Origin of the sequence: Streptomyces sp. NPDC057271 (assembly GCF_042668715.1) — a bacterium.
In the GTDB taxonomy this organism is placed as follows: Bacteria; Actinomycetota; Actinomycetes; order Streptomycetales; family Streptomycetaceae; genus Streptomyces.
In genome coordinates this window covers 1-14,789 of the sequence record NZ_JBHUYJ010000026.1, presented here as the reverse complement: position 1 = coordinate 14,789, position 14,789 = coordinate 1, and the positions used below count along the sequence as shown (strand labels likewise).

Annotated in this window: 14 protein-coding genes; 9 read left to right on the top strand and 5 right to left on the bottom strand. The window is 71.5% G+C overall.

Annotated elements, in window-relative coordinates; genetic code table 11:
* Positions 1–77: 77 nt before the first annotated feature.
* Positions 78–2,759: an ATP/GTP-binding protein gene (locus ACFUJR_RS15025; RefSeq protein ID WP_383164001.1), complete on the bottom strand. Its 2,682-nt coding sequence runs from the start codon at positions 2,757–2,759 to the stop codon at positions 78–80.
* A gap of 152 nt (positions 2,760–2,911) precedes the next feature.
* Between ACFUJR_RS15025 and ACFUJR_RS15020 the strand changes: the two genes are divergently transcribed.
* On the top strand, positions 2,912–3,160 hold the full coding sequence (locus tag ACFUJR_RS15020) for a hypothetical protein (RefSeq protein WP_376501544.1): 249 nt from the start codon (positions 2,912–2,914) through the stop codon (positions 3,158–3,160).
* Here ACFUJR_RS15020 and ACFUJR_RS15015 read toward each other — a convergent pair.
* Positions 3,124–4,977: a zeta toxin family protein gene (locus tag ACFUJR_RS15015; RefSeq protein ID WP_383163998.1), complete on the bottom strand. Its 1,854-nt coding sequence runs from the start codon at positions 4,975–4,977 to the stop codon at positions 3,124–3,126. The genes ACFUJR_RS15020 and ACFUJR_RS15015 overlap by 37 nt on opposite strands.
* A gap of 141 nt (positions 4,978–5,118) precedes the next feature.
* On the opposite strand from ACFUJR_RS15015, the gene tap reads away from it, so the two are divergent.
* From tap to ACFUJR_RS14985, 6 genes are all read left to right on the top strand, one after another.
* Positions 5,119–7,254, top strand: coding sequence for a telomere-associated protein Tap (gene tap, locus ACFUJR_RS15010; RefSeq protein ID WP_383163995.1), 2,136 nt, complete (start codon positions 5,119–5,121; stop codon positions 7,252–7,254).
* 3 nt (positions 7,255–7,257) lie between these two features.
* Positions 7,258–7,815 (top strand): telomere-protecting terminal protein Tpg, encoded by a 558-nt coding sequence (gene tpg / locus ACFUJR_RS15005; RefSeq protein WP_249004815.1) that lies wholly within the window; start codon positions 7,258–7,260, stop codon positions 7,813–7,815.
* Between the two features lie 14 nt (positions 7,816–7,829).
* The gene (locus tag ACFUJR_RS15000; RefSeq protein WP_383163992.1) at positions 7,830–8,312 is read left to right on the top strand and encodes a hypothetical protein; all 483 of its coding nucleotides are present in this window, start codon (positions 7,830–7,832) and stop codon (positions 8,310–8,312) included.
* A gap of 77 nt (positions 8,313–8,389) precedes the next feature.
* Entirely contained in the window at positions 8,390–8,695 is a 306-nt protein-coding gene (locus ACFUJR_RS14995; protein WP_376501643.1) for a DUF6247 family protein, read from the top strand.
* Complete coding sequence (locus ACFUJR_RS14990; RefSeq protein ID WP_383163989.1) at positions 8,692–8,952, top strand: hypothetical protein; 261 nt, start codon at positions 8,692–8,694, stop codon at positions 8,950–8,952. Before ACFUJR_RS14995 ends, ACFUJR_RS14990 begins: the two co-directional genes overlap by 4 nt.
* 137 nt (positions 8,953–9,089) lie before the next feature.
* Positions 9,090–9,623 (top strand): hypothetical protein, encoded by a 534-nt coding sequence (locus tag ACFUJR_RS14985; protein WP_383163986.1) that lies wholly within the window; start codon positions 9,090–9,092, stop codon positions 9,621–9,623.
* A 55-nt stretch (positions 9,624–9,678) separates the two neighbouring features.
* Here the strand turns inward: ACFUJR_RS14985 and ACFUJR_RS14980 are convergent, their stop codons facing one another.
* Complete coding sequence (locus ACFUJR_RS14980) at positions 9,679–10,176, bottom strand: hypothetical protein (RefSeq protein WP_383163983.1); 498 nt, start codon at positions 10,174–10,176, stop codon at positions 9,679–9,681.
* 176 nt (positions 10,177–10,352) lie between these two features.
* Between ACFUJR_RS14980 and ACFUJR_RS14975 the strand changes: the two genes are divergently transcribed.
* Both ACFUJR_RS14975 and ACFUJR_RS14970 read left to right on the top strand, forming a co-directional pair.
* A complete protein-coding gene (locus tag ACFUJR_RS14975; RefSeq protein ID WP_383163980.1) occupies positions 10,353–10,916 on the top strand; it encodes a hypothetical protein in 564 nt (187 codons plus the stop codon).
* A 176-nt stretch (positions 10,917–11,092) separates the two neighbouring features.
* Positions 11,093–11,881 (top strand): hypothetical protein, encoded by a 789-nt coding sequence (locus ACFUJR_RS14970; RefSeq protein ID WP_383163977.1) that lies wholly within the window; start codon positions 11,093–11,095, stop codon positions 11,879–11,881.
* A gap of 521 nt (positions 11,882–12,402) precedes the next feature.
* On the opposite strand, the gene ACFUJR_RS14965 is transcribed toward ACFUJR_RS14970, so the two are convergent.
* On the bottom strand, positions 12,403–12,879 hold the full coding sequence (locus ACFUJR_RS14965; protein WP_249004827.1) for a helix-turn-helix domain-containing protein: 477 nt from the start codon (positions 12,877–12,879) through the stop codon (positions 12,403–12,405).
* A complete protein-coding gene (locus ACFUJR_RS14960) occupies positions 12,876–13,556 on the bottom strand; it encodes a hypothetical protein (protein WP_249004828.1) in 681 nt (226 codons plus the stop codon). Before ACFUJR_RS14960 ends, ACFUJR_RS14965 begins: the two co-directional genes overlap by 4 nt.
* Positions 13,557–14,789: the final 1,233 nt, after the last annotated feature.

The window sequence follows — 14,789 nt, the reverse complement described above, 5'->3', positions numbered from 1 at the left end:
CCGGGCCCGGTGCCCGGTCCGTACATGGCGACAGCCCCGACCCGAGGTCTCCGGTCGGGGCTGTGGTGTGTCCGGAGTCAGTTTCCGGCGAGGAGGTGTTCCTGCCGGGCTCGGACCAGGCCGCGCCAGGCGGAGCGGACGTCGGCTTCGTTCACGCTCCAGCGGGTGGTCGACGGCTCTGAGAGCGGCAGTCCGGCCATGTAGTGGGCGATGTCGGTGAAGTAGGCGAAGTCGCCGGTGGTGGTGAGCGCGCGGAGCCGGTCGATGGTGGCGGCCAGGTCCTGGTCCTCGCCGCGGACGGCGTGGTGGAAGGCGAGGGCGAGTTCCACGAACCGGTGGAGGAAGGGGAGCCCCGCGGCCTCGATGCCGGTCCGCAGGTTCTGGGCGCGGGAGGTGACGTCGCCGGTTCCGGCGTCCTTGATCAGGGCGACGACCTGGGCGAGGAGGGTGTTGGAGCGCTGGTCGAGGCCGTCGAGGAGCTGGTGGGCGAGGGAGAGTTCGTCGTCGGCCCGGTCGGGGTCGGCGAAGGAGACGGCCAGGGCGAGGCGGACCTGCATCATGGCGCGTTCGCCGGTGGCGCCGTGCTGTTCGGCTTCGGCGCGACCGGCTTCGAAGGCGGCGACGGCGGCCGCGGTATCGGCGTGGGACCACAGGATGTCGCCGTGGACTCGGTGGTGGCGGCCCTTCCATCCCAGGGTGGGGACGGCGGCCAGCGCGGTGGGGAAGTCGCCGGCGAGGCGGGCCAGGTTGGCCAGTCCCCGGCGGGCCCGGGGAGCGTACCGGCCGCCCGAGTCGACGACCTGCTGCATTCCGGCGCGGGCGGCCTGGTTCTGGCTGAGGTCCTTGTACGCCTTGGCCCGGTAGTACAGGCCCATCTCGGCGAGCTCGCCGGGCAGCAGTCCGCTGTCGAGGACGGCGGTGAGCCGGTCGGCGGTGCGCTGACGGTGTTCGTGCTGGCGGCGGGCGATCGCGGTGAGGAGCTCGGCCAGGGCGTCGGCGGGGGTGTCCGGTACTGGGTCGGCACTGGTGTCGGTGGGGAGGGAGAGGGGTTCCCACACGGAGTCGTCGGTGTAGGCGTGGGCGGCGGCGGCAAGCCAGCCCAGGTCGGCGAGTCGGTGTTCGCGGGCCAGGCGCAGGCCCTGGCGCAGGCAGGCGACCAGGAGCATGCGGCTGGGGCCGAGCGCGGTGGCGTGGGTCCACTGGTCGCCGAGGGCGGCCAGGGCGCGGTTGGCGGCCTGGGCCCAGTCGGCGGGGGTCCAGCGGTCGTCGCTGTGGTCGTCGTCGCGGACGGCGCTGCGGATCGCGCGGTGCAGGTGGTAAGGCCACAGGGCGTACGGGTTCTCGTTGACCAGGGGCCGCTCCACCAGGCGCCGGGCCGGCGCCTGCTGGGCGAGGCCGGCGGTGCGGGTGGCCAGGTCGAGGTCGAAGGCGTCCAGCAGGGCGACGCTGCGCAGCAGGTGGCGTTCCTCGGGGGTGAGGTCGGACAGGGTGCGGGCCAGGAGCGCGGGGAAGGTGCAGTCGAAGTCGGCCGGGGTGGGGGTGCGGCCGGTGCGGCGGATCTCCAGGAAGCGGCTCACGGCGAGGTCGAGGTGGAGGGGCAGGCCGTGGGAGCGGGCGGTGATCGCGGCCCGGATGTCGGCGCCGATGAGGGGCTGGCCGTCTTGGAGCAGGCGGCGGGCGAGGTGGGTCTCGCAGTCCTCGGGGGAGAGGTCGCCGATCAGATACTGCCGGGCGCTGGAACCGGCTGTCCGTGGCTGCGGGACCGTCAGGGAGGTGGAGGAGGCGGCCAGGCCGGGCCAGGCGGCGGGGCCGGTCCAGTCGAGCTGACCGTGGAGCGCGGGGTCGGCCCACGGCAGCCGGCTGCGGCCGCCGATGACGAAGAAGGTGCCGGGCATCAGCCAGACCAGGCGCTGCAGCAGCCGCTCGAAGTCCCGGTGGCGGTCGGCGGTGTCCTCGAAGGTGTCCAGCAGGACCACCGGGACGATGCGCTTCTTCGCGGGCAGCCGACTCAAGTCCCAGGCCAGCAGATGCGGGTAGTAGGACAGCGCCTCCAGGTCAGGGGTGGCCTCCAGCAGGGCTGCCGTGCGCGTGGCGCCGGCCAGGGCCTGGGCGCGTTCGTGGCGCTCGCGCAGCGCGTTGACCAGCGCCGAGGTGAGCTGTCCGGCAGCCGATCCGACCATGCCGGGCAAAGCGAGGGCGGCGGCGACCTCCCCGGCCCCGGCCTGCAGTTGCTGGGGCAGCAGTTCCGTGAACTTCCCGGCCAGGCCGGACCGCCGGATGTACTCGTCCAGCGGCTCGCCAGGGTGGACGTGCTCCCAGTAGTGCCGCAGCGCCACGTCGAAGGAGGGCATCGGCCGGCCCAGGGCCCCGGCGAGCGCGAGGCGGATCGTCAGGATGACGCGCTCGAAGTCCGAGCCGGTCGAAGCGGCCCTGGACAGGTCGATCCGGATGGGCAGGACCTGATCCGTCCAGGTGGGGGCACCCCACTGCTCGGGGCGGTGCTCGGCGGCTGTGAGCGCGGCCTCGATCTTGCGGAGCAGGGTCGACTTCCCGACACCGCCCACGCCGTGGAAGACGATCACGTTGCTGCGGGGGGCTTCGAGGTCCTCCACGTCGAAGGACCGGCCGGCGATGCGGCGCAGGTGTTGCTCCAGCGCGGCGGCCACCAGGACCCACTGGTTATGCCGGTCGGTGAAGGCCTCCGCGACGTCGAACGACGACGGGTCGTTGGAGCTGAACAGCGCACGCAGGTCGGCCACGGTCGGTCCCCCCAGGAATGATCATCGGCGGTACCACCCTAGGCGGCCCTGCCAGGCGACATGGTTGGTTTGTCCAACGCGGCCAGCCTGCCTTTCGTGCTGGCCAGAGACAATGACGCCCCATCACGTCCCGATCCGCGGAGGACACCCCTTTGTCAGAGCATGTGAGCCCCGAGGCCGCCGAGCGCTTCGTTCAGCAGGTGACCCTCTGGTACTCGGAACAGATCATGAAGGAGCAGCGCGCAGCAGGCGGGGCCGACCCGGAGCGCCTCAAGACCCTGAAGGACGGGTTGGCGGCGTGCGCCGCTGACCTGGAGACACTCGAGGACGCCGGCCCCGAGGAAGTGGACGAGATCGCAGCCCGTTACGCGGCCCTCGCCCAGGAGCTGGAGGGCCAGTAGCCGCTGCCCGTCCGGACAGGCAGCAGGGCCGGGGTGATCGTGGAGGCGAGGGCGCGCGGCTGGAGGTGGGCGGGCATCAGCGGCCAGGCCAGAGCGGCGATCTCGACAAGGTCGGACCGGTACTGCGGCAGCTCGCCTTTCAGGCGCTGGAGGGTGGCCAGGAGGTGGGCGGCTTCGGCGGGCGTGTAGGGGCGGTGCTGCTCGGCTTCCAGGACGTCCCCGCCCCGGGTCGGCTTCCTCCAGGTACCGTCCGGGGTCCGTTCGTTGCGGTACAGCGCGGTCAGGTCCCGGCGGATGACCGAGACGCAGTGCACGTACGGTGAGGCTTCGGCCGCGCGGACCACGGCGGGCACGATGTCGAAGGTTCTGGTGTGGGCGGCGGCCGCGGTGAAGCGGGGAGCAACGCCCATGCGGGCCACCTCGGCGCACCGGGTCGCGGTCCCCAGCCGGCTGTCCGCGGCCCGCGCCCCGATCACGACCAGCTCCACACGGCGGCCCGCCCGGTGGTCGCGGCGCGCGCTGTTGAGGAAGTGGTCGATGCTGTCCGGGGCGATCTCGACCAGCATGTCCCCGCGGTGGGCCCGTACGTGGGCTTCTGCCATCTCCTGCCAGGCCCGGTAGTCGGCCCGGATCCGCGCCGAAGCGGTACGTGGCTCCTCCCGCAGGAGCTGGCGGTAGTCGGGGTGCAGGGACTTGAACGTGCCGCCCTCGATCCCGGTGGGACGCCGCGTGCGCAGCGCACGGCGCAGGGCACGCGCGGTGTGGGACTTCCCTGACCCTTGCGGACCCATCACGTAGAGGGTGGCCGGGTCGTCCTGCGGCGTGATGGCGCCCAGGAACATGGGGACGATCAGCTCGTCGAAGATCCACCGGTGCTCGCTGGCGGACAGGCGGTGGTAATCAACGCCGGGCGGCACGGTGAGCGGCTGGGCGATCCGGCGGACCGGCTCGGCCAGCGCGGCGGCGCGCTCCAGGCCGCCGGCCACCGCCAGGCGCCGCTCGGGCGTGAGCACGGCGGGGTGCAGCCGCTGCTCGGCACTCGCGATCTGGCGGCGGAAGCGCCAGGTCTCCGGCGCCGTCCAGGGCCGGGCCCAGTACGCAGTCACAGCCTCCGGCGCGCCCGGGGTACGGCTCCAGGAAGCGCCGTCGGTGAGCTCGTTGCGGTACAGGACGTGCAGGTCGCGCCGCACCACCATGACCTGGTCCGCCCACCGCTCGTCCTCGGCCGCCTGCAAGAACAGCGGCAGGTTGCGGGTGCACCGGTCGAAGTTGCCCCACGAGACGTACCGGCCGGCGCCGTCTTCGGCGACCTGCGTCAGGTAGCGGTCCAGGCCGCTGAGCTGTGCGGTGGCCTCCGCCGTGGCCAGCGCCACCAGCTCGACGCGGTAGCCGGCCGCTCGGTAGGCGCGGGCCCTCGCGCATGCCTCCTCCACATCGGAGAGCGGCTCTTCCAGCACGATGTCGAACCGCCTGCTGCGGGCGTACTCCTCGACTTCCGCCTGCCAGCGCATGACGTCCGGACGGATCCGCACGCCCGCCGTGCGGTCATCGCTGCGCATGAGGCCGGCGTAGTGGGGGTGGGCCTTCTTGTAGAGGTCGCGGCCGATCAGCACCGCGCTGCCGCGCCGGCCAAGGACGGCCAGAAGGAGGTCACATAACTCGGACTTCCCGCTGCCCCCTGGCCCGGCGACGATCACCACCACCGGCTGGTCCTGAGGAACGGCGTCCTTGGTCCAGGTCGGCAGGATCTCCGTCCTCAGGATCTCTTCGTGCTGGCCCTCGGCCAGGACGACCGGGACGACGTCCTCGTCTCTCAACGCAACTCCCTGCTCGGTCTCGGGCGCCATCCCCGGCACCGCCACGCAGCATACACAGGCGACAGGGTTAAATGTGTGGGCTAAATTGAATCTCGCGATAGGGTTAAAGCGTGCTAGTGTTCAGGGTGGAGGTAGACAGACATGGCATCTGAGGAAGAGCTGTTCGCGAACATCGAGGCGCTGCTGGCTGAGGAGCCGCAGCTCCCGCCCCCGGCGGAGCGCGCACGGCTGCGCGAAGCCGCCGGCATCACGCAGGCCCGTCTCGCTCAGGCCCTGAAGTCGACGACCCAGACGGTGAAGAACTGGGAGAACGGCCGGAGCGAGCCGAAGCCGCCGCGCCTGGAGGCGTACAAGAGGCTTCTGGAGGGCTGGGCGGCGAAGTACCCCGCGCACGGATCTCCCGCCCCTGCCCCTACCCCTGCGCCCAGCCCGGCGGCCGAGCCGCAGCCGGAGGTGCCCGAGACGTTCACCGGCCCCGCCCCCGAGCCGCAGGCAGAGACCGTCGCGCCGGTCCAGGCCCCGGCCGCGCCCGAGCGCCCTGCCCGTCCGGCCACGCGCCCCGCGTCGACGTCGCGGCGACCGGCGGCGAAGAAGGCCGCCGCGCCCGCCACCGACCCGCGCTTCCCGCACGGCCCGCTCGCCGTGCTGGACGGTGACGGCTCCGCGTACGGCATCGACGGGATCGTGCTGGACTGCCCGGCGACCACGGTGGTGGAGCTGGTGGAGTGGACGCTGCGCGAGTCCGGCCTCGGCGCCGCGAAGCTGAACCGGTACGGCAAGGACTCCGACCCGCTGATCGTGCTCACCGCCGCGGCCGCCGTGAAGTTCGGGCTGCCCGAGCGCCTGGAGGGCCACGAGCAGCGCCGCTCCCTGCGCCTGCCGGAGGACCACCCGGTCGTCAAGCAGGTCGTGAAGGCCAAGTGGCAGCTGACGCAGCGAGGGTTCGGCCCGTGGGCGCGGATCTACCGCAAGGCGCAGGGCCGCGACCGGCAGTGCGTGCAGCTGGCGATCCTGTCGTGGGACGCCCTCGATGAGCGGGCCTGGCCCGGCGTTGCCGAGATGGAGCCAGCCGACATCGCCCGCGTCCTCGGGGTGTACGCCCAGCGGGTCATCACCCCGCGCGGATCCACGGCCGTCTCGGGCCTGGAGCTGATGACGGCCTTGCGCCCGCCGACGAAGCCGGAGCGCGACGAGGAGACCGGCAACTGGGTGTCCAGCTACAACCCTGGCAGCTTGGGGACGGAGCCGATGGACCCGGCGCCGCCGGAGGCCACCCCGGAACACCCGGTCGTCGTGGACAGCGGCTGGACCGGCGGGTTCCTCAACGAGGAGGCGTACCAGTGGGTGCGGTCGGTGGACCTGCTCTCGGATGAGGAGTGCATGCTCCCCTTCGCGGTCGGCCTCGACCTCAACACCGCGTTCCTGGCCGCCGCGGCCCGCCTGGTCGTCGGCCTCTCCGCCCCGGACCACTTCCACAACGTGAAGTTCAACCCGAAGATCCCCGGGAGCTGGCTGGTCGACCTGTCCGGCATCGAGCTGGACCCGCGCCTGCCCTCCCCGTTCACGCCGGACGGCTCCCGCCCGACGGGCCCGGCCTGGTACCAGACGCACACCGTCGCCTACGCCCAGGAGCTCGGCTACGACGTCCACCCGATCGAGGCGTACCTGCGCCGGGAGACCGGCGCGTACCTGGACCCGTGGCACGACCGGCTCAAGAACGCCTACGTCGACACCCTCGCCGACCTCGGCGTCACCAAGGACCTGGACGACCGTGCCTTCCTCGCCGCGATGGAGCAGCACAAGCAGGTCGACCCGGCCCTGGCCGCAGTCCTCGCGGCCGTCAAGGCCACCGTCAAGGGCGGCGTCGGCAAGCTCCGCGAGCGCCCGCAGGGCAAGCACTACAAGGACGGCGAGCGGTGGCCGGCCCTGGAGCGGCCGACCTGGCGCCCCGACATCCGGGCCGCCGTCATCAGCAAGGCCCGGGTCAACATGCACCGCAAGCTCAACAACATGGCGAAGATGACCGGACTGTTCCCGCTCGCCGTGCTGTCCGACTGCGTCGTCTACCCGAGCCCCGGCAGCAGCCCGCTGGACTTCCTGCCGTACGCGGCCTCGGGCAAGCCGCAGCCGGGCGGGTTCCGCCTCGGGCCTACGCCGGGCCTGGCGAAGCTGGAGGGCGTCCAGGAGATGGCCTGGGCGGTCGACCTGATGGAGAAGGGCCTGAACCCGGCCCGCCACATCAAGGGCGGCGACGCCGTCCTGGACGAAGGGGAGTAGACCGTGGGGGAGATCGACGACGCGATCGAGCGGGCCGACCGCGAGGCGTTCACCAAGGACCCGCCCAAGACCCTCAAGGGCCAGATCGGCTACCTCATCAAGCAGTTCGGCAGCGCGAAGGCCGTCGCGGCGGAGCTCGGCGTCACCGCCGACTCCGTCAACCGATACCGGCGCGGTGCGCGCAAGCACGCCCGCCCGGACGTCGCCGCGAAGATCGACGACGCCGTGAAGCAGCGGTGGCAGCCCATGGTGCGCAAGCGCCGGCAGAAGAAGGCCGCCACCACCGGCGGGATCACCGTGGAGACCCGGGCCCGGTTCGGCTACCAGTCCTCCGCCGGCTCGACCGACGACGGCCGCTTCCGCCGCCTCACCGTCAAGCTCCCCGCGACGTACGCGCAGCGCCTGTTCGACGCCCGCGACACCGGGGCCAGCGACCAGGAGATGCGTGGGATCATCGCGGAAGGGTTTAAGGAGGTCTATTTCCAGGACAATGGCGGCCGCGCCATGGGACTGTCGGATGTCGCCATCAACGACATCGATTACCTGGACCTCGAATACTGATTTCGGAGCCGTTTATGCCGAGCATCAATTACCCGTTCCCGGACCCGAAGAACGACGCCGAACGTACGGCGAACCGTCAGGCCGCCGACGACTACCAGCGCCAGGAGGAGGAAGCGGCCACCCTCCTGCGCCTGGCCGGCGGGCTTCCCCCGGTGGCCCCCGAACTGCTCCTCGGACAGGTGCGGCTCGACCTGGCCACGGCCGGCCTGCACGTGTCGCCGCCCGCACCGCTCACCGACGAGCACCAGGGCGGCGTCGTGGTCTACCTCAACGACGACGCCCAGGTCGTCGTTGACTGGCTGCCCCACGCCCGCCTCGACCGCGCGGCGCTCGACCAGGTCGAAGCCGACCGCACCGACGACGAGGCCGTCGTCCGCTACGAGGTGGTCCGCTCCGCGATGGACACCGCCCTCGGCACCATCCTGACCGGCTTCCGCTACGCCACCCGCCGGCCCGAGTTCGGCTTCGGCCACATCGTCGTGCAGAGCACCCGGTAGAAGGGGATCCGTCCATGCCCGCATCCACGGCCACCCCACGCGCGTACGGTGAGGTGACGACCCGCCGGGAGGACCAGATGAGCGCGCAGCCCGACCACGCACCCGTCACGCCGTACGCCCCCGCACCCGGGGCGCCGGCCGAACTCCTCGCCCAGCTGCGCGCCGACCGCCGCGCCGCCCAGTGGGTGCCGGCCTTCGAGCGGCAGTGGGCGGCCGCGCTCGAGGAATCACGCCGCACGTTCTCCCTCGCCGCGCTCTACGAGGTCGTCCAGGAGTGGCAGGGCCTCATCGCCTCCGCCCCGGCGGTCGACGCGTTCGTCGCCTCCGGCTACGACGACGCCGACTTCATCGACATGGCGGAGCTCCGCGGCAGGCGCCGGTGACCGGACAGCCGTACGCGATCCGTTTCTCCGCCCCGGCCGCCAAGACCCTCGACGCCCTGCCCGAGCACATCGAGGACACCGTGTGGGACGTCCTGGACGCCGCCGCGGCCGACCCCTGGGGGTTCCGGCAGTTCAACGCCGACGACCCCGAAGGTGAGGACGTGCGCCACGCCTCCGTCGGCCAGCTCTCCCTCACCTACTGGGTGAACCGCCCCCTGCGCCGGCTGTCCGTCCTCACCATCACCTGGCTCGGATAGCCACCCGGTGACAACCACGACCCCGGCATCGCAACTGCCGTGGTCGTGGCGCTCCGCATCGTAGCCACGGCCATATCCACCAGTAGCCACCCTGTGGATACGGCCGACAACCCGGCACTCCCCGAGAGGACCCCTGCGTGCACGCGCCCGGATACGACACCAGCGGCTTACCGACCTGGAACGCCTCCCAGGCCGCCATCGACGCCTACGGCAAGCACCTGCCCGACATCCGGTTCATCGCCTCCCTGCTGGCCGGCTACCAGTCCGACCGCGAGGCACTGACCGAACGACTCACCCATGGACAGGACGCCGTCCTCTCCGAGGTCCACCTCCTCGCCATGGAAGCCCGCGACGAACTCTTGGAGACCGGCGCCGTCCTGGACGCCCTGGCCCTCTCCTGCACACCGGGCCCCTATCTGCCGGGCGAGGAACCGTACGACGACGTCCCCGAACCGGTGGACTCCGCGGTGGAGCTGCGCACCGACGCGGCCATGCTCGCGGAGCGCCTGGTCGCCCACGACCGCATCCACGGGGGAGGGAAGACCTCACGCCCTCCGCAGCCCCGCACCGACGGGGACCGGGACGCCGAGCGGGACTCCGCCCGCGCCTACCTGCGCAGGGAGTGGATAGCCGCCCGCGAAGTCCGCTTCGGCGGCCACCGTCTGCCGTAGCCGTGCCGACCCCGCGTGTTGCCGCCCAGGCGGCAACACGTATCCACGCCGGTAGTCACCAGCTGCCACGAGGGCGTTCGGCACCGAGCTGGACCTCGCGCAGGCACTCGCGGCACTCCGGCAGGCCCTCCACGGCGCGGCCCTCGTTCTCGCCCCAGCTGAAGCCGCACAGCGACATGGTCCGGCGCCTGGAGCGCTCCGCCACGGCGTGGGAGTCGTAGCCCGGCACCTTCCACGTCACCGGCGTCCCGCCGTCGTAGGGGGCGCCGTTCGGCCAGGTGTAGGCGGCCTCGGTGGTGGTGCAGCGCATCCGCAGATCCGGGCCGCTCCACCGCTTGCCCTGGCGGAGCTCCATCGCGGCGTCGACGGCGTCGGCCAGGCGCTCGAAGGACAGGTCGAAGTCGTCCATGTGCTTCCACCTGCCGGGCCGCTGCTCGCGCATCAGCGTGCGGAACATCAGCAGCAGCCGGGCCAGGTCGTGCTGCCCGACCCGGACCGTGTTCGTCTCCGCCTCGTAGCCGTACGGGTTCTTGCTGGCGGTCTCCGCGGGCATCGCCTTCTCCTCGTCCACACGCTGGTGGGCCGAGTCTGCAGGAACCGCCGTATCCACCCATATCCGCCGCGCACAGCCCGGGTCCTGGCAAACCCCGGCAAGTTCGTGGCGCCCGCACCGCGCCGGCCGCCAGGCTTGTCCCCGGATCGGACCACCCAAGAGCAGGGGGCACGGGCATGACGGCGGTTGACGACGTGGCGGCAGGCGACGACGACGTCCAGGCGGTACGCCGGTGGGTGCGGCTGTCGTGCACCGAGCCCGGCACCCATCTGCCCGCGCTGGCCGAGATCGCGGGAGACCTGCGGCTGCCGACGGACGCGGTCCGCTCCGCGCTGGAGCAGCTCGCCGCCGAAGGGATGGTCACCCTGTACGAGGGCTACCGGCTGTACAGCGTCGGCACGACCACGCCGACCGAGCGCGCCTACCGGCTGCTGCGCACCGCGATCCACCGCAGCTACGAGCCCGGCGAACGGTTCATGACCCGCTACGACATCGGCCAGCACTTCGACATCGGCGGCAAGGAGGCCGCGGCCGCCGTACGGCAACTGATCGCCGAAGGGCTGCTCACCGGGCCGCGCGGGCAGTACGTCAACGCCTTCAGCCCCCAGCAGCAGCGCCGGCGGGTGAAGCAGCTGCGCGAACGGGCCAGCCAGCTGCGCCGCGAGGCTCTCGAACTGATGAGGACGGCGCGGGAGATCGAGCAGGATCTCCCCGCCGGCGGCGACGCCCAGGAGACGTAGGCACGCGCCCGGCGTGTGTCCCAGCCCTGGTGTCACGCCAACCACCTATGAGACTCACAGGGCGTTTCCCCAGGTGGGCGGGTTTGCTGTGAGGGCTGTGAGCCTGTGAGGCGGGGCTCGCGCCTGTGCTTCCGCACGCCCTGGTGGGGCCTGCAGGGGCGGAGGACGATGGAGGCGTGGGCGAGCACGAACAGGACCAGGAGCACGCCGTCGAACCGGCGCGGCCGCCGCTCACCGCGGCCCGCGCCCGGGAGATGACGGCCGGGCTGCGCGAGGCTATGGACGACGTCCGGCGCTCCGTGGCGGTGCTCGCCGCCCGGGTCCGCGACGCGCACGCCGCCCGCGTCTGGGTGCCGCTCGGGCACAGCAGCTGGGAGTCGTACTGCGACGCGGAGTTCGGCATCAGCCGCGCCCAGGCGTACCGGCTCCTCGACGTCGCCCGCTCCCTCGCCGCGATCCATGGCGCGGTCACCGCCGGCACCGACACGTCTCGCACGCGAGACACCGACCCGGCCGCCGCGGCCGCCCTCGACTACGGCCTGTCCCAGCGCGCCCTGATCGCCGTCTCCGGCCGTACGGACACCGTCGCGGAGCTGATCACCCGCCGCCTCGCCACGCTCGCCCACAGCGGCCTCCAGCCCCTCAACACCGCCGCGGTACGTGCCGTGGTCCGCCAGGCCGTCCGCGACGTCCGCACCGCCCCGCCACCGCCGCCCACCGCTCCGCCGGCGGACCCGACCGTCGCCGCGCTGCGCGCCGTCGTCGACGACCTCGCCGCCAGCGCGCACGCGATCGGCGAGCTGATGCTCGAAGTCGCGCCGGCCTACCTGTCCGACACCGAGGCGGCGAACGGCGCCCTGGCACTGCTGTGCGAGCAGATCGGCGAGCCCCTTGAGCACGGCCTCGCCGCCCGCCGCTACGCCCTGACCGGCGACCGCCGCGCCCTGCACGGAACCGTGCTGTAGGTGCTGCTGCTGACGTGCTGCTCCGGTTGCTGCTCGTCGTCCTGGTGGTGGTCGTCGGATGCAGCAGCGCAGCATCCCGGGTGCAGCAGGGCGGCGTCCGAGGTGCAGCGCAGCATTTGCCTGGGTCAGGCGGCAGAAGGGTGCTGCTCGTGTAGCAGGCCGGCCCCGGTGCGATGCAGCACGTCCTGCTGCTCCGGGGTAGCAACGGGTCTGCGGAGGCCGTCACGGCCGCTGCATAACATCGCAGATCTGCGATGTTCCGGGTGAGATCCATTCACCGCTGCTGCATGGATCGCGAAGGAGCAGCACCCCCGTGCGGAACGGCGGCCCTCTCGTTTCCTGCACTGGGGAACGCCGTGGGCGCGGCCGGTTGAGGTGCCGGCTGTTCTAGAGATCCAGAACAAGGCGGTTGCCCTAGTGCTACCGTCCCGCCCGCCGCGACGGGCTGGCTTCGGCTCTCCCCACACGCGAAAGCGGCGCCGCACGAGGGGTGCGACGCCGCAGGGCACTGCTTCAGAAGATCAGCGCTTGCGCCGCGACGCGAGGTCGATGGGCGGCTCAGCCGGTCGCAGACGGCGAGCGGCCTTCTCCTGGCGCTCCTTCTCGTACTGCGCAACCCGGCGTTCGTAGCGCTCCTGGAAGTCCGGGTGGTCGAACCGGTCGTCGTCGTCCATCGCTCCGATCGCCGCCAGCTGGTCCGCGGGCGTGCGGAAGCCGGCGATGAGCGGGCTGAGCCGGTAGACCCCGTTCCCTTCCTTCCAGACCATCTGGGCGAAGCCGAGGTGCTGAAGGCCGCGGGTGACCTTCGAGCGGCTCAGCCCCACGTGCTGAGCGATGACGTCCTGAGTGGCCACGCAGCGCCCGCCGGGCTCCTGGCGACCCAGGAGGTGCAGCAGGACTGGATACGCGGCCGGTGGCATGCCCCTGGGAGCGAAGGCGAGGGCGTTGTTGGCCGTCCAGACGTACTCGGGGATCATGCTCTCCACGGCGATCGTCATGACGTCCCATCCTCCTCCGGCCGTGCCTGCCGGGCTACGGCTCGGGCCCGAGCTCGGGCCTTGTCTTCCCGGGGCGGCTTCTTCTCCGGGTCCGGCAGCCTCCGCAGCGCGCGGAAGGCGTCGGGCAGGTCCTCATTGTCTTCGATCGCGTCCAGCAGCGAGAGCTGGTCGACCTTCATCGTGCCCGCTACCCGCAGGCCGGGCTTCGGCTCGATCGGCACCCGGCCTCCCCTGAGCGTCAGCCGGGGGTGCAACTGGTACGTCCCGGCCTTGAGCTTGACGACCACTCCGATCTGCCCGGCCTCCTTGAGCGACCGGGAGATCTGCGACTGCTTCACCTTCAGCAGCTCCGCCAGCTTCGTCTGCGTCGCCTCCACGGTCCCGCCGGGCTTCTGCATGCCCATCATCCGCACGATCAGCCGCAGCGAGACCAGGTCGTCGCGGTAGTAGTCGGCGAGCCAGCACAGGAACGCCTGGCTGTCCATGACGAAGTCCTCGTCCAGGAACCCGTCGCTGGTGACCGGAGGCTCCACCGAGGCCCGGTAGCCGTCCGGCAGGTTGACCACGTTCGCCTGCCGCAGCGCCCCGGGCATCCGAAAGGCACTCGGCGGCGGCGGGGGAGGAGCGTTGGCCGGGGCCGGCCTCTGCCGCGGCTGCTGCTGGGGCTGTGCCGTCATCGGGGCGCTCCGCTCCTCATGATCCGTAGGTGGTGGCCGCAGCATAGTGGATTGTGCCCCTCCTGCACTTTCCTGTTCCCCTCCTGCACTTTCCGCGTGTCGTTATCACCCGGGGGTGATTTCTCCCCCCTCCCCGCCGGGCCGACCGCGACCCGATCACACCGCTCGTTTTGTGCCCCGCATGCACAATCCGCATCACGCGAACCGAGCCATCGGCCGACAGAATGTGCACCTGGGACACAAAACGAGGGTGTTTTACAACCCCGGGGTGATAACCCGGAACCTGCTTTATCACCCCGGGGTGATACCCCCGCGCCCCCAAAAACGCGCTGACCTGCGGAAACATCGATCTCTCTTCCCCCTCTAGAGCGTGCGCGCGCGTGATACCGGATCTTGCCGCCGGTCTCAACCACCGACACGCCGCACTGCGCTGTTGTCGGCTAAGCCCTCGCGAGGGGCTGGGGCTCTCCGGCTGAGGCGGCTTCGCGTGCGGCCCGGCGGACCGGTGCGGCCCGTGGACGGCAGCAGCGTTGCTGCGTCTCGGGCGGTGCCGACCGTGACGTCCCAAAGCACGGAAGCGTGGCTGGGGCCGGCGGGCAGTTCCGCCGCCCGGCCCGGGGGGCCGTTCGGCTCCGGTACCTCCGCACGCCGAATTCTGGCATTCCCATATCGGGCTTCCGTTCTGTCGCTGAGCTATTCAAGGTCGCGGAATTCGAATTCAACCGGTTGATTTTTGCCGGGGTAAGGGGTGGTGCTGTCAGGACCCAAACGCTACACAGCGTTCACCCGTGATGCATCACACTGGCCGCGTGTTCGCTCGCTCGGATGATGCATCGACGGATTCCGCCCCACCATGGCGGGTTGGCGTGTATGCTGGCGAGGTATTGGTGAACGTGAACGGCCGGTTTCGAGGGTGGGGGAGGGGTTCGGGTGGAGCGCAGCGGAGCCCGTCACTGCGGTGGGGCCGGCACCCCGTCAGGCCAACGGTCCGTCACTCTCGTTGCGGGGGTGGTAGCTGGGATTCCCAAGCTCTACACAGGCCCGCGCGTGATGCACCTCCCCTTGCTGCCAGCTTCAGCACCCGCGCTTGCGCGGGTGCCCGCAATTCGCGCTTGCGCGAATTGTCGTGCCTTTTGAATTCCGCTTGCGGAATTCCATTCCGGCGCCTGCGCCGGAATCCGAATTGCGCTTGCGCAATTCGCGCTCTATGCCCCGGCTTGCCGGGGCATATCC